Annotated in this window: 1 protein-coding gene; it reads left to right on the top strand. The window is 55.9% G+C overall.

From position 1 onward, the window contains the following. Window positions 1-25: 25 nt before the first annotated feature. Window positions 26-343, top strand: a complete 318-nt coding sequence (locus FDX11_RS17330) for a type IV toxin-antitoxin system YeeU family antitoxin (RefSeq protein ID WP_006812013.1) — start codon at window positions 26-28, stop codon at window positions 341-343. Window positions 344-401 lie beyond the last annotated feature (58 nt).

Genomic DNA, 401 nt, shown 5'->3' with positions numbered 1-401 from the left:
AACTGACAATAAAAGGAGAGCCGCCATGACCCACATCAACTGGGGCCTGCAGCGGGCTATCACGCCGCGCCTGGGAGCCCGTCTGGTGCAGGAGGGTAACCGACTGCACTATCTGGCTGACAGGGCCAGCATCACCGGCAGGTTCAGTGACACCGAATGCCGGAAGCTGGATGAAACATGCCCGCACTTTATCCGCCAGATGGAGTCGATGCTAACCACCGGTGAACTCAGTCCCCAACACGCCCACTGCGTCACCCTGTACCACAACGGTTTCACCTGCGAAGCTGATACTCTTGGCAGTTGCGGCTACGTATACATCGCCATTTACCCCACTCAGAGTTAATTACCTTCACGAGAGTAAACATGAAAACTTTACCTGCAACAACTCAGCGGGCGGCGAA

Source organism: Citrobacter sp. wls714 (genome assembly GCF_005281025.1).
GTDB classification, from domain to species: Bacteria; Pseudomonadota; Gammaproteobacteria; order Enterobacterales; family Enterobacteriaceae; genus Citrobacter; species Citrobacter werkmanii.
Note: the sequence above shows the minus strand (reverse complement) of the source record. Positions and strands in the feature narration are given on the sequence as shown.